Genomic DNA, 14,331 nt, shown 5'->3' on the forward strand with positions numbered 1-14,331 from the left:
CGTTCATACTCTGTTCCCTTAATCCACTTTAGGCGGGGTGGTAAAGGTATGATGTGGTGCCGGACTCGGAACTGTCCATTCCAGGCCTTCTGCCCGTTGCCACGGTTTTGCCTCAGCGGCCTTACCACCACGAACGCACTTGATCACCAGCCACAAAAAGATCAGTTGCGACAAACCAAATGCAAACCCACCGATAGAAACGATCTGATTCACATCAGCAAACTGAATCGCGTAATCAGGAATCCGGCGCGGCATGCCGGCCAGACCCAGAAAGTGCATAGGGAAAAACAGCACGTTGACCGAAATCACCGAGCACCAGAAGTGCCAGCGGCTCAGGCGCTCGTCATACATGTGTCCGGTCCACTTCGGCAACCAGTAATAAGCCGCCGCCATAATCGAAAATACCGCGCCCGAGACCAAGACGTAATGAAAGTGTGCCACGACAAAATAGGTATCATGGTACTGGAAGTCAGCCGGAACAATCGCCAGCATCAGTCCTGAGAAGCCGCCGATGGTAAACAGCACAATAAAGGCAATGGCAAACAGCATTGGCGTTTCAAACGTGAGCGAGCCATGCCACATGGTCGCCACCCAGTTGAATACTTTGACCCCGGTCGGCACTGCAATCAGCATGGTGCAGTACATAAAGAACAGCTCGGCGAAAACCGGCATCCCGGTGGTGAACATATGGTGGGCCCAGACCAGAAATGACAGCAGTGCAATACTGCTGGTCGCATAGACCATTGAATGATAACCAAAGAGCTTCTTGCCGCTAAATGCGGGGATTATCGCCGAAATTATACCAAATGACGGTAAAATCATAATGTACACTTCAGGATGGCCAAAGAACCAGAAAATGTGCTGGAACATCACCGGGTCGCCGCCACCAGCCGCATCGAAGAAGCTGGTTCCGAAGTATTTGTCGGTCAGCACCATGGTCACCGCTCCCGCCAGCACCGGCATCACAGCAATCAGCAGAAACGCAGTGATCAGCCAGGTCCAGACAAACATCGGCAGTTTGAACCAGGTCATGCCCGGTGCCCGCATATTGACTATGGTCACAATGACGTTGATCGCGCCCATAATGGAGCTGATGCCCATAATATGCACCGAAAATACAAACAGTGCCGTGCTGTCCGGCCCGTAGGTAGTCGAAAGCGGCGCATAGAAAGTCCAGCCAAAATTGGGGCCTCCGCCCTCAGTAAATAACGAAGCAAGCAGGATTAAAAATGCAAATGGCAAAATCCAGAAACTGAGGTTATTCATGCGTGGCAGCGCCATGTCCGGTGCGCCGATCATCAGCGGGATCATCCAGTTGGCGAGACCGGTGAAGGCAGGCATCACCGCACCGAACACCATAATCAGACCATGGACTGTGGTCATCTGATTAAAGAATTCGGGCTCGACTAGCTGCAGACCGGGCTGAAATAATTCTGCCCGGATCACCATCGCCATCGCGCCGCCGGTCAGGAACATGATAAAGCTGAACCATAGATAAAGCGTGCCGATGTCTTTATGATTGGTTGAATAAATCCAGCGCGCCAGCCCTGAGGGAGCCGCGTGATGATCATGATCATGATCATCCAGCACCGCCGTGCTGTTAGCACGTGTCATATCTGCATCGGCAGCCGGTGCCGATTTTGCGTGCTGTTCGGTCGACGGTTTCATTGCGCCTCCTCGCCAGTGGCTTGTCCCTGAGTTTTAAACGCGTTGATATCCGATGCCTGAACCGTATCTCCGGTATTATTACCCCAGGCATTACGCTGATAGGTAATCACCGCTGCCAGTTCCTTATCGCTGAGTTGGTTACCAAAGGCCTGCATTGCCGTGCCGGAACGACCGTTTACCACAACACCAAGATGCTGTTCCAGCGGGCCTGTCGCAATCGGGCTGCCTTTAATGGCCGGGAAAGCACCGGGAAACCCCATACCGGTCGGTTGGTGGCACACTGAACAGCGCTCAAGATAAATTTTTTCGCCCAGAACCATCGACTCTTCCAGTGATACGGAGCTCTGTAACGCTTGCTGCGCCTCCGCCCGGGCAGCAGCAATCTGCACTTTTTTGTCCGCCAGCCACGCTTCGTAGTTCTGTTCCGTCATGGCATGCACCACAATGGGCATAAAACCATGGGCGCGCCCGCACAGTTTCCGCACACTGACCACGGTAAACACCAGGCTTATCGATCCGGGTCCAGGCTTCATTGATAAATCCGGGGATGGTGTCTTTTTTGACGGCAAAGTCAGGTACCCACCAGGAATGAATCACATCATCTGAGGTGAGCAGAAAGCGCACTTTGCGGTTGATGGGCAGCACCAGCGGCTGATCCACTTCCAACAAATAATGCGCGCCTTTCTCTTCATTGCCCTCGATCTGCTGCTGAGAAGTGGCTAACAGGCTGTAGAACTCGACATCCTGATCGAAATAACTGTAATGCCACTTCCATTGGGAGCCGGTCACTTTAATGGTCAGATCCGACTGTGAGGTATCTTCCATCGCGATAAGCGTGGTGGAGGCAGGAATCGCCATGCCAATCAGGATAAGTACAGGAATGACGGTCCAAATAATTTCGACTTTAGTACTTTCATGGAAATCAGCCGCGACTGCGCCTTTGGATTTACGGTGTTTAAAAATGGCATAGAACATAGCGCCAAACACCACCAAAGCGATGGCGACACAGATATAAAAAATCAGCATGTGCAAATGGTAAACCTTGCCACTGATCTCGGTTACACCTTGTGTCATATTCAGCGAATGTTCAGCAGAAATAGCAGGAGCAGCAAAACTAATCAGCAATACATCAGTCAGCAGCCACAGGTTGGTCACGAACCTTCTCAAGAGATCTCTCCTTCGCTAAGCCAGGGTAAACTGCGCGTTTCAGGATCCACTCCGTGTGAACATCGAACTCAACACGATTTGTTATATTTATGTTAACTAAAGGCTAGTAAGTGTTTCAATTTTGTTCAAGCACGTCGCACGGAAAGTCTTGCGGTCGGATAAGTAACTGAAAATTTGTCCTAAGATTGCTATAGGTTAGGATGACCATACTGACAGGCGGCTGTTCCATACGCTTGCAGTCGGTTTAGCGATTGCGCCCTCATAACCGAGAATCAATATCACTTAGACTAAAACCTACAATACATTCAACAAGGTGATCGCCATGATGCAACAAGTCACGCAATGGTTAGCAAAAGACCCCGACCCGAAAACGCGCGAAGAAACTGCAACGCCTGATTGATACTCAGGCCACAGAGGAGCTGGCATCTCGCTTTCAAGCGCGCCTCGAATTCGGTACAGCTGGCCTGCGCGGCAAAGTCGGTTGCGGACCAAACCGGATGAATCGTCTGGTGATTCAGGAAACCGCCACCGGACTGGGTGAATACCTCATCAAACAAGTCGATAATGCCAAGATGCGTGGTGTGGTCGTCGGTTACGACGGACGCCCTGATTCAGAGCAATTTGCCCATGATACCGCTGCGGTGCTGACTGCCCTTGGCGTCAAAGTGTATCTGACCCATAAAGTCGCGCCGACGCCTGTCGTTGCATTCGGGGTCAAACATTTCAAAGCTGCCGCTGCCGTGGTCGTTACTGCCAGTCATAACCCGCCAGAGTATAATGGCTTTAAGGTTTACTGGGAGAATGGCGCGCAAATCATACCGCCTCATGATGGTGGTATCGCCGCTGAAATAGAGCTGGCTGCAACCCGTGCCGTCCCGTTGATGGCACTGGATGATGCCCATCAGGTCGGCCTTCTGGAGTGGTTAGATGATGCCTACTACCAGACCTATCGCCGCACTCTGGAAAGCAGTAAGTTACTCAACAATCATACGAATCCGCAAAGTATTACCCTGGCCTATACCGCCATGCACGGCGTTGGCGCGGACATGGCAGAAAGCCTGTTGCGTGATGCCGGATTTAAAAATGTTCTGAGCGTCGCGGAGCAACGTGAGCCGGACGGCCGCTTCCCGACCGTCAACTTCCCCAACCCTGAAGAAGCCGGTGCGATGGATATGGTGATCGCCCTGGCCGATTCTATCGAGGCCGAACTGGCCTGCGCCAACGATCCTGATGCCGACCGCTTTGCCGTCGCAGTACGCCGCAGCGATGGCGAGTATCAGATGCTGACCGGCGATCAGGTCGGGACGCTGTTCGCCGAATACCTGCTCACCCATACTGATGCCAGCAAGCAGTTGGTCGGTAATACCATCGTCTCCTCCAGCCTGCTGGGCAAAATTGCAGCGGCGCATGGCGCACAATATTACCAGACCCTGACCGGTTTCAAATGGCTGACCAATGTCGCGATGCAGCAGCAAAGCCCGCAGCATCAGTTCCTGTTTGCTTATGAAGAAGCGCTGGGTTATACCCTGGGACAAACCGTGTGGGACAAAGACGGCCTGTCAGCACTGGTGGGATTTGCCCAGCTTGCCGCCGAGCTTTACAGTGAGGGCAAAACCATCTGGGATCAGCTCGAAGCCATCTATCGCCAGCACGGCCTGTACGTCACCGCTCAGTGCAGTATCGCGCTCGATCCAACTCAGCCAGCCGTCGGTGACAGACTACGTGCCGAGCCTCCGCACGAGATTGCCGGCCGGGTGGTGACTGAGATGGACGATCTGAAGTCGTCAATACGCTATCTGGCTGATGGCATCACAGAAAAGATCGACCTGCCAGCCAGTGACGTGCTGATTTATCATCTCGAAGGAGGCGCGCGCGTCATCGTCAGACCTTCCGGTACAGAACCGAAACTGAAATGTTACTACGAGGTGATTGGCAGCTTCTCTCACAACGAGAGCTATGCCAGTGCTCAGGAGCGGGCCGATGAACAGCTCTCGCTGCTAATGAGTGAACATCAGCACAGCCTGAGCTGAGCCCTTAACGACAAAGCCCTGCCAGATAGGCCTGTCTTTCCTACACAAATCCCTCGATGAAAGTTGAGGGATTTTTTTTTGAATTTTTGTCGATTTTTATGATCTCAACAAAAAACAAAGTGTTGAGGTAAAGTATGGTGTTTTTAACAGATGCAGAGCAATGGGCGACTGAGACTTTTTCACAAGCTAATCTCGGAGATCTTAGACGAACCAAACGTTTAGTTAAACTCACCGCATCTCTTGCTAATCACGTAGGGCAGTCTATTGTGCAATCTTTAAAATCTCCTTCTGACATTGAAGCCGCTTACCGTTTTACCCGCAATCACGCTATTGACTCTCAATCGATTGCAGAAGCAGGCTTTGCCGCAACGGCCGAACTGGCTCAATCTTATGACTGTCTACTGGCTTTGGAAGATACAACCTCACTGGACTTTACCCATCGAACCGTCAGGGATGAAATGGGATATACCACCTCTAGGAAAAGCGCCAAAGGCATGCATGCTCACTCCGTGTTGCTGTTTGCTCCCGAGGAGAAGCAGGTTGTGGGGTTGATTGAGCAGGAGCGCTGGATAAGGGACATGAGCTTATATGGAAAGAAAGCTCAGCGAGGTAACCGAGCCTATGAAGAGAAGGAAAGCTTTAAATGGGAACGTGCGTCGAGAGCCATGGAAAAACGTCTCGGCTCAGTGATAGACAAGGTTATCTCCGTCTGTGACAGAGAAGCCGACATCATTGAATACCTGACCTATAAAATGACCAACCGACAACGCTTTGTCGTCCGATCGATGCAAAGCCGGTGCATCGAAGAGAGTACAGACAAGCTGTACTCATTTAGTGATGCCTTACAGCCCGCAGATGAAAGAAAAGTTCAGGTTAAGCAACGAGGAGGACGTAAAGCTCGAGAGGCTATCTGCGAAGTTCGATATGCCCCAATCACCATCAAAATGCCAGCAAACAAACGAGGTGAACCCGTCTCATTGTACTATGTGGGCTGTCAGGAAACGAATCACGAGCAGGCCCTTTGCTGGCATATTCTCACGTCAGAGCCAGTGTTGAGTAAAGAGGATGCTAAGCGTATCTTGGATTACTATGAAAAACGCTGGTTGATTGAGGAGTTCCACAAAGCCTGGAAAAGCGGAGGAACACAGGTTGAGGAGCTCCGTATGCAAAATAAAGAGAATTTAGAAAAGATGGTCGTCATCCTAGCGTTCATAGCCGTTCGTGTTCATCAACTGCGTTATCTTGGTCTGAACAAAAAAGAAGCGGAAAAACAGAGTTGTGAAACGCTCTTGAGTCCGGTTGCTTGGAAGCTACTTTGGTCAAAACAGGAAAAGACGCGCCCCCCTAAAAGAGCACCAAGTGTGTACTGGGCATACATCAATCTCGGCAAGCTCGCGGGATGGTATGACTCGAAACGTAATGGTCGTGTGGGCTGGGAGCGGTTATGGGAAGGATGGTTCTTATTACAAACCATCCTTGAAGGTTATCTGTTAGCCAAGTCTCTTGACCTATGAGATGTGATCAAGAGACAGGCCAGATAGGCAGGGCTTTGCTCTTGGTATCGGGTATCTGGTATTAGACCAGGCACCGGTTATACCAAAACATCCAGCATGCTGGCATCGTACTCTTGCAGCGGCTGGGCATCACGAACCAGTTCAACATAGTTCGGATTAGCAATAAACGGACGACCAATCGCCACTAACTCGAACTTGCCCTGTTCTATCGCTTGTGCACTGCTTTGTGCCGTAAAGCCGCCAGATGCCATCAGCGTACCTGAATAGTGTTTGCGCATATACGCAGAGACTTTGCCATCCAGATAATCAAACTCCATGCTGTCGTCAAACATGCCTTCATGCAGATAAGCCAGTTCACGCTTGCCAAGCTCAGCCAGCAGGTAATCGAACACAGCACGGTCACGGGCATCCGGGCTGATATGGGCATACGCACCCGGCGACAAACGCAGACCAGTACGCTCACCGCCGATACGAGCGATGATGGCATCAATAACCGCCAGAGGGAAACGCGCCATATTCTCCGGCGTCTGACCAAATTCATCCTCACGCTGGTTGGTATCAAAGTGCAGGAACTGATCAAGCAAATAGCCGTTAGCACCGTGAATTTCCACACCGTCAAAACCCGCCACAATCGCGTTTTCCGCTGCGGTCACATAATCTTCGATCAGTTGCTCAATCTCTTCTTTACTGGCGGCTTTCGGTACCACATAAGTCAGATCACGACGACGCGGGACAGTGCCGTCAAACGCAAGCGCAGACGGGCCAATCACCTCACCACCACCAAAAAACTCAGGATGAGCCACACGGCCGGTGTGCCATAGCTGGGCGAAAATTTTTCCGCCACGATCATGCACCGCCTGAGTCACTTTAGTCCATCCTGCGATCTGCTCATCGCTGAATAGTCCCGGGGTATCCGGATAGCCCTGACCATCCGGGCGAATAATGGTAGCTTCAGAAATAATCAAACCAGCGTCAGCGCGGCGCGCGTAATAGGCTGCCATTTCGTCAGTTGGTACCAGACCGGCTGCGGCCATACAACGTGTCAGCGGCGCCATCACAATGCGGTTGCTTAAAGTGATCTGCTCATTGAGAACATAAGGTTGAAACAATAAATCGGTCATGGAACTGTCCTGCTATTTGAATGCTTACTTTACTTGCGTGCCACTATGCTAGATCAAATTTGAATGATCATTCAAGATATATTTTGAATGACCGTTCAAGATACTTTGTCAGCCTGACAAATTCAGAGTAGAATCAGCCTATCCACCCCAGCTGAGAGACGTTGTGCGCGTAGCCGAATTTAACCGAGAGCAGGTATTACGTTCTGCGATGTATGAATTTATGTCGAAGGGCTTTAATAAAACCAGCATGCAAGATCTAAAAAAAGCCACCGGACTGCATCCGGGGTCGATTTATTGCGCTTTCGAAAATAAACGTGGCTTACTGCTCGCCGCTCTTGAACAATACGCCAGTGAACGCGAAGCAGAATTCAACGCTATTTTTGCCGCTCAGCCAAGTGTCATGGACGGTTTGAAAAGCTATTTCTGTATGGTCATCGACGAGTGTGCCCAGGACACGGTCAAAGATTGTCTGCTGCAAAAAGCGCAAAGTGAGTTATCACAGCAGGATGATGAAGTGGAATCCGTCATTCGTGACACGCTCAATATCTGGAAACTGGGTCTGCGCGATCAATTGCAAGTCGCTCGTCAGCGGGGCGAGATCAGTCCGGAATCGGATTGCGATTTTCTGGCTGATTATCTGGTGATGGGAATCTATGGATTGCGCACCTTTGCGCACGCTAAACCGAAAAAAGAATTGCTGTGTAAGATGGCTGAACAGCTGCTGGCAACCATCAAAATCCAGTAAATTAACCACTAAAATATTCGTATTGCCAAGGCACATCCTGTGCCGGATTATCCGTGGCGTATGGATCTCATTGGTTTAAAGCAAGCCGTCACTCAGCATCCAGCCCGCCAGCAGCAAAAAGATAACACCCATCACTTTATGCTGATAAGTGCGAAAACGGCGACTGTCCAGCAGCGGACGACCAAACATCCCGACGGCAGCAACCAGCAGCAGATTAAATGCTAATCCCAGACAATTAAGCAGCAGGCCAAGACTCAGCATCTGCTGGGCTGAACTGGCAGCAATGTTGGACGATACAAACTGGGGTAAAAACATCACAAAAAACAGCAACGCCTTAGGATTGAGCAGGTTACTGACCAAGGCTCGCTGATAGAACGTGGTCGCCAGCTGATGTTTATCGTCCAGTTGCGGAGCCTGTTCGGCCCGGGCTCTAAGACAATCCACACCCAGTTTAAGCAAATACGCTCCCCCTAACAGATGCAGTACGCTTAACGCTAACGGGCTGACGGCAATCAGTGCCGACACGCCTAACGCAGCCAGCAAAGTCAGAATAATGCCTGAGGTGGCATTACCCAGGCTGGCAAACACACCGACTTTTTTTCCATAGCTGAGGCTGGAACTGGCAATCAGCAGCATATCAGGCCCGGGCAGAAGTAACAGCGCAATCACAGCGGTCAGATACACCGGCAGCACAGTCGAATCAATCATAGTTATCATGTTGTCAAAATTAAAAGGCGGCGGATCTTATATTAATGATAAACATAAAAACAACACCATTAACTGATAAATTTAATTTATAAAGACAATAGTTTCATATGAACCATTAAGAGCAATTTTGTACAAAAATTCTGTCCGGTGATGCAGTAGACTGGTGAATCCTGTCATTACGAGGCCACGATGAATAAGCCACACGACGAACGCAGTAAAGAAAGCGCCCGCTTTCAGAGAGCAGATGAGTTGGGCAGTATCGAACTGCTTGATGCTGAATATCATAAGCAGAATTTCTCCCGGCACAGTCACGAAGGGTTCACGGTGGGCGTCATTGAGCGTGGGGCGCAGCGGTTTTATCGCACCGGCGGAGAACACGTTGCTCCGCAGGACAGCATTATTCTGGTTAACGCCGACGAAGTACACACCGGCCATTCAGCCGTGGAAGGTGGCTGGGCTTATCGGGCGATGTACCCTCTGCCAGAACAGTTTGCCACCATAGCCCGTGAAATGGGCGCCAACCGATACGGCTCACCCTATTTCCCCAGTGCCGTGGTCAACGATGCCGACCTCGCTAATCAGTTTCGTCTGGTGTTTGATACTCTGCAGCACTCAGAGAAACCGCCTGTTGCGCGAAACGCTGATCTACGCCAGCTTGGTAAAACTGATGACCCGGCATGGTAAACACGCACCTAAGGCGCGTGATACGGGCAAACTGCAGCAACAGCTTAAAGTGGTCAAAGAATTTCTGGATGACTTTCCGCAAGCCGATGTATCCTTGGATGCATTAGCCCAGTTGGCTGGTATCAGCGCGTTTCATTTAGTCCGGGCATTTCAGAAAATGTTTGGCCTGCCACCACACGCTTATCAGATTCAGTCGCGTTTACGCTACGCCAAAACCCTGCTGCGTGCTGGTCACTCGATTGCCGATACCGCTCAGCAGTGTGGTTTTCACGACCAAAGTCATCTGCACCGCCATTTTAAACGTGCCATGGGCATCACCCCGCGCCAGTATTTGCAAAGCTGAGCAATTTCATCCAAGTTTTTCTCTGTTCCATATGGCTAACTGAGATCAGTAAACACCACCTGTTACGCTGCATTACGCAGCCAAATCAGTATAATGTCGCCTTCACAATCAGGATGATTTATGAGTAGTTCCGTTTTGTCACATGCCAGCCCCAATCCTTCACACGCCCGCCTGTTCTGGCAGGGCACTGTTGCCATGCTTCCGCTCAGTGTGGCGGTGTTGCCCTGGGGCCTGTTGGCCGGTTCGTTCGCCATTGATGCCGGCCTCAATCCGCTCGAAAGCCAGGCCCTGTCAGCGATTTTGTTTGCAGGTTCGGCGCAATTGGTGGCTACCGGCATGTTTAAAGCGGGCGCAGGTCTGCTGACCATGCTGATCACCACCCTGTTTATCACCTCACGTCACTTGCTGTATAGCATTTCAATGCGCAGCAAAATCAGTCCGTTACCGACCCGATGGCGCTTAATTCTCGGCTTTTTGCTCACCGACGAGTTATTTGCTTTGTGCGGACAACAAAATGAACAGCAATTTAATCGCTGGTATGCACTCGGCGCAGGTCTGAGCTTCTATCTGTGCTGGAATCTGGCCACGCTGGCAGGTATCGTTGCCGGCAGTTACATCCCGGCGCTGACTGATCTCGGTCTGGAGTTTGCGGTCGCCGCCACTTTTATCGCGATTGTGGTACCTAATATCAAAAGTGTGCCGGTTCTGGTGTCTGTGATAGTGGCCTTGGTGCTGTCGGTAACCCTGAATGTATTGCAGATTGAAGGCAGCCTGATGATTGCCAGTATCGGGGCCATGCTGGCCGGTTTTGCCACTGAACAACTTTTACCACGAAACAACTAATGGGAGGCCGCGCATGATCCTGCTTTCAATCCTCGCCATGACGGCTTTGGTGTTTGTCAGTCGCTACGTTTTTCTCGAACCCAGGCTGCCGCTGCGCCTCAGTCCGCGTCTGCAGCGTCTGCTCAGCTACTCGGGCCCGGCGGTTCTGACTGCAATTTGGGCTCCTATCGTTTTTACTCATGAGCACACACTGTGGCTAGGCCAGAACAATCCTTATCTGTGGGCGGCGGCACTGGCTGTCCTGCTGGCCTGGAAAACGAAAAATGTTCTGCTCACCACCGTACTGAGTATGGTTGTCTTTCTGCTGCTTAATCTGGTGGTCTTTGCCGCTTAGCCAGCAGCGAAAGCCAATCAGAGCCAGCGACAAACAAAAAACCACCGCAAAGCGGTGGTTTCAATCAACACTGACATCTTCTACTGCTATTCACTGACATAGCAGTTGTTCTGCTCTGTTGCTACGCAGTTACTCAGCAACCCATTCAATTTCCATCAAGGTTGTATCAGCGCATTTCAGGCGCGCCAGAAACAGGTCATCTTTATGCACCACCCCAACTCCGGACGGCGTGCCCGTCATCACGATGTCTCCATCGGCTAACGTGGTGTAGGATTGCAGGTCATCCAGAATCACGTCGGGTTTGAACATCATCTGACTCACACCACCGCACTGAACTCGCACGCAGTTAATATACAGCTCCAGTGAGAGTTGTCCGATGTCCAGGCCTTGCAAAGAGATAAACCGACTCAGAAACCGCAGAACCATCAAAGGCTTTGGCCCTTTCCCACGGCAACTGTTTACCTTTCAGCTGTGACTGAAGCTCACGTTTAGTCAGATCCAGCCCCAGACCGACAGCGCTAAAGCGGCCATTTTCGACCACAAAACAGATCTCCGTTTCATAATGGAGAGGTTCCTGATGAAACGCATGCAGAGTGCTGGAAATACTGCTGTTGGGCTTATTAAACACCACCATCTGGTCCGGAATGACGTTGTTGAGTTCTTTCACATGCTCAACATAATTACGCCCGACACAAACCACTTTTGACGGACAGACCAGCCTCTCATCAACACGAACCGAATTCATCTCTCTTCCTTGAACTATGGTGAAAGGAAAAGTGTACCGGATCCTGCAACCACTCCCATCAAATTCTGTCGATGCGATGTCAAAATTAAGATCTGCCGCCCACTCTTAATTCGCAACCTTGCCGATGATTTTTTCACATAACTGCTTGAGCTGGACCAGTTCTTCAACCTCCAGGTCAAATTTGCACATCATCGCGGCAGGCACTGTCAGTGCCTGCTCACGCAGGCTTTGTCCTTTTTCGGTCAGGCATAATTCACGCGCCCGTTCATCAGTCGCGCTGCGACGACGCTCCAGTAAACCTTTCCCTTCCAGGCGTTTAAGCAGCGGCGTTAAGGTCCCTGAATCAAGATAAAGTTTTTCACCCAGCGTTTTTACGCTGATCCCATTTTGCTGCCATAGCACCATCATCACCAGATACTGAACATAAGTCAGATCCAGGGCGTCGAGCAGTGGTCGGTAAGCCCTCACTACCGCATTAGCCGCGCTATACAGAGGGAAACAGAGCTGATTATCCAGCAACAACATCTCGTCACTACTGGCAGGGAAATCAGTTTGAGAGGAACGGCAATCACTCATTTTTATCACTCACAATTAAATTGCGCACAATATACTTGCCTTATGAGCAAAGATCGATCTAATATTGCTTACAATTAAATTGCACACAACTTAAATTACCCTACGAGGAGAAGCAACATGAGTGCTCTATACACAACCAAAGCCACCGCATCAGCTGGTCGTAACGGCAAAGTCAGTACTGATGACGGATTACTGACCCTGGATTTAAGCTACCCGAAAGAGATGGGCGGCACTGGATCTGCAACCAATCCGGAGCAATTATTTGCCGCAGGTTATGCAGCCTGTTTTTCCAACGCGATTTTACACGTCGCAAGAGAAGCCAAAATCAGCCTCAAATCGGCCCCGGTCAGCGCGGAAGTCGGTATTGTTCAGAACGAGAACGGCGGTTTCGCTTTAACGGTAAATTTAGCGGCAACATTGGAACTACCGGAGCAACAGGCAGTCGAACTGGTAACGAAATCACACCAGATTTGCCCTTACTCCAATGCAACCCGCGGCAACATTGCCGTCGGCGTCACTGCCAACGGGGTAAAAATTGCCTAATTGGGAGCAAGATTACCTAATTGGGAGAAAAATTGCACAAAAAGTCGCCACCTGGCGGCTTTATTCATTTTTCTTCAATAAAAACAAAACCTAAACGTCACAAACCAGAAATCAAACCGTCATTTAAAAATCCTACCTTACTCACATCCAAACGAAAGAGCACCGAAGCTCGTTAACTATGAATAAGGTAATAACAATGAAACAAGCAGCAGTGGCAATCGCCGTTTTCGCAGCCCTGGCATCAGGTTCAGCAATGGCAGCAACCGTTTACAAAGCCGATGGTACCGAACTGAAAGTTGGCGGTCGTATGGAGTTCCGTGGTGACTTCAACGGTTCAACCAACGGTCAGGAAATCGAAGGCACAATGGAAAACAAAAGCCGTATGCGTCTGAACGTGAAAGGCGAAACGGAACTCGCTAACGAGCTGAAAGGCTTTGCGGTTTGGGAAGCAGAACAGAAAGTCGAATCTTCAGGCGATAAAAGTGGCACCAGCGATTTCGATCAACGTTACATGTACGTGGGCCTGAAAGGTAACTTCGGTGCAGTATCATTCGGCCGTCAGAACAGCGCTGGCGTACAAATCTCTGACATGTCAGATATCGCTACCTTTACTGGTGACCAAAAAGCGTTCATCAACTCAGGTAACGAGCAAATCAACAACACGATTGCTTATGGCTACGAGTTCGACGCAGTCAGCCTGAAAGCAAGCTACATTGCCGGCGAAGAAAAAGATACTGATGGCTTTGGTATCTCTGCAATCTACAACACGCCATTTGGTCTGGATATCGGTCTGGGCTACTCATTCAATGACAATGGTGAAGGTAACGGTTCTGCTGACCAAGTTATCGCAGGTCTGGGCTACACCATTGACCAACTGTACCTAGCAGCAACTTACACCACAGGTGATCTGGACGACGATGCGAACCAGGAATTTGATGGCGTAGAGCTGGTTGCTCAGTACAAACTGACTAAAGAATTCCGCATGATTGCGGCGTACCAGAAACAAACTGAAGAGACCAACGGTGTTGATGAAGACACGGCTGACTTCTTCGAACTGACTGGTCGCTACGACTTCAACAAAAACTTCCGTGGTTACCTGTCTTACATGCTAAACAACCTGGATGAAGAAGACACTGGTTACGACGTAAACGACACAGTTTCGCCTGGGTCTGCGCTACGACTTCTAATCTCTCCCTTAATCTTCTGGGATACTGTCCTTTGGCCAAGCTTCGCTTGGCCTTTTTTGCACTTTGTGGGTGCACAGTGAGCCGCAACAGTGCCGTCATTACGGTAAATATGGGCTAACTGGT

Annotated in this window: 9 protein-coding genes and 5 pseudogenes; 8 read left to right on the top strand and 6 right to left on the bottom strand. The window is 50.4% G+C overall.

What is annotated here, in order from left to right; genetic code table 11:
* Positions 1–18: 18 nt before the first annotated feature.
* Both ctaD and coxB read right to left on the bottom strand, forming a co-directional pair.
* Entirely contained in the window at positions 19–1,668 is a 1,650-nt protein-coding gene (ctaD, locus tag ABDK09_05750) for a cytochrome c oxidase subunit I (protein ID XAW87689.1), read from the bottom strand.
* Positions 1,665–2,835 (bottom strand): annotated as a pseudogene (gene coxB, locus ABDK09_05755) (cytochrome c oxidase subunit II). The gene ctaD and the pseudogene coxB overlap by 4 nt, the downstream one beginning before the upstream one ends.
* A 322-nt stretch (positions 2,836–3,157) precedes the next feature.
* Between coxB and ABDK09_05760 the strand changes: the two are divergent.
* Positions 3,158–4,865 (top strand): annotated as a pseudogene (locus ABDK09_05760) (phospho-sugar mutase).
* Positions 4,866–4,999: 134 nt separating this feature from the next.
* A complete protein-coding gene (locus ABDK09_05765) occupies positions 5,000–6,379 on the top strand; it encodes an IS4 family transposase (GenBank protein ID XAW87690.1) in 1,380 nt (459 codons plus the stop codon).
* 77 nt (positions 6,380–6,456) lie between these two features.
* Here ABDK09_05765 and ABDK09_05770 read toward each other — a convergent pair whose 3' ends face one another.
* Positions 6,457–7,500 carry an alkene reductase gene (locus ABDK09_05770; protein ID XAW87691.1) on the bottom strand — a complete coding sequence of 348 codons (1,044 nt, stop codon included), beginning with the start codon at positions 7,498–7,500 and terminating at the stop codon, positions 6,457–6,459.
* Between the two features lie 163 nt (positions 7,501–7,663).
* Here ABDK09_05770 and ABDK09_05775 point away from each other — a divergent pair, with 163 nt between their 5' ends.
* On the top strand, positions 7,664–8,245 hold the full coding sequence (locus tag ABDK09_05775) for a TetR/AcrR family transcriptional regulator (protein ID XAW87692.1): 582 nt from the start codon (positions 7,664–7,666) through the stop codon (positions 8,243–8,245).
* Between the two features lie 75 nt (positions 8,246–8,320).
* Here ABDK09_05775 and ABDK09_05780 read toward each other — a convergent pair whose 3' ends face one another.
* On the bottom strand, positions 8,321–8,953 hold the full coding sequence (locus ABDK09_05780; protein ID XAW87693.1) for a LysE family translocator: 633 nt from the start codon (positions 8,951–8,953) through the stop codon (positions 8,321–8,323).
* 189 nt (positions 8,954–9,142) lie between these two features.
* On the opposite strand from ABDK09_05780, the pseudogene ABDK09_05785 reads away from it, so the two are divergent.
* The 3 genes and pseudogenes from ABDK09_05785 (at position 9,143) to ABDK09_05795 (ending at position 11,157) form a co-directional block, all read left to right on the top strand.
* A pseudogene (locus ABDK09_05785) lies at positions 9,143–9,980 on the top strand (AraC family transcriptional regulator).
* Positions 9,981–10,100: 120 nt separating this feature from the next.
* Complete coding sequence (locus ABDK09_05790; GenBank protein ID XAW87694.1) at positions 10,101–10,823, top strand: AzlC family ABC transporter permease; 723 nt, start codon at positions 10,101–10,103, stop codon at positions 10,821–10,823.
* A gap of 13 nt (positions 10,824–10,836) precedes the next feature.
* On the top strand, positions 10,837–11,157 hold the full coding sequence (locus ABDK09_05795) for an AzlD domain-containing protein (protein XAW87695.1): 321 nt from the start codon (positions 10,837–10,839) through the stop codon (positions 11,155–11,157).
* 129 nt (positions 11,158–11,286) lie between these two features.
* Here ABDK09_05795 and ABDK09_05800 read toward each other — a convergent pair.
* Together ABDK09_05800 and ABDK09_05805 are read right to left on the bottom strand one after the other, a co-directional pair.
* Positions 11,287–11,902: pseudogene (locus tag ABDK09_05800) on the bottom strand (fumarylacetoacetate hydrolase family protein).
* Positions 11,903–12,007: 105 nt separating this feature from the next.
* On the bottom strand, positions 12,008–12,478 hold the full coding sequence (locus tag ABDK09_05805) for a MarR family transcriptional regulator (GenBank protein XAW87696.1): 471 nt from the start codon (positions 12,476–12,478) through the stop codon (positions 12,008–12,010).
* Positions 12,479–12,595: 117 nt separating this feature from the next.
* Between ABDK09_05805 and ABDK09_05810 the strand changes: the two genes are divergently transcribed.
* Together ABDK09_05810 and ABDK09_05815 are read left to right on the top strand one after the other, a co-directional pair.
* Positions 12,596–13,021 (top strand): organic hydroperoxide resistance protein, encoded by a 426-nt coding sequence (locus ABDK09_05810; GenBank protein ID XAW87697.1) that lies wholly within the window; start codon positions 12,596–12,598, stop codon positions 13,019–13,021.
* A 196-nt stretch (positions 13,022–13,217) separates the two neighbouring features.
* Positions 13,218–14,208: pseudogene (locus ABDK09_05815) on the top strand (porin).
* Positions 14,209–14,331: the final 123 nt, after the last annotated feature.

The organism is Vibrio sp. CDRSL-10 TSBA, assembly GCA_039696685.1.
Classification (GTDB): Bacteria; Pseudomonadota; Gammaproteobacteria; order Enterobacterales; family Vibrionaceae; genus Vibrio.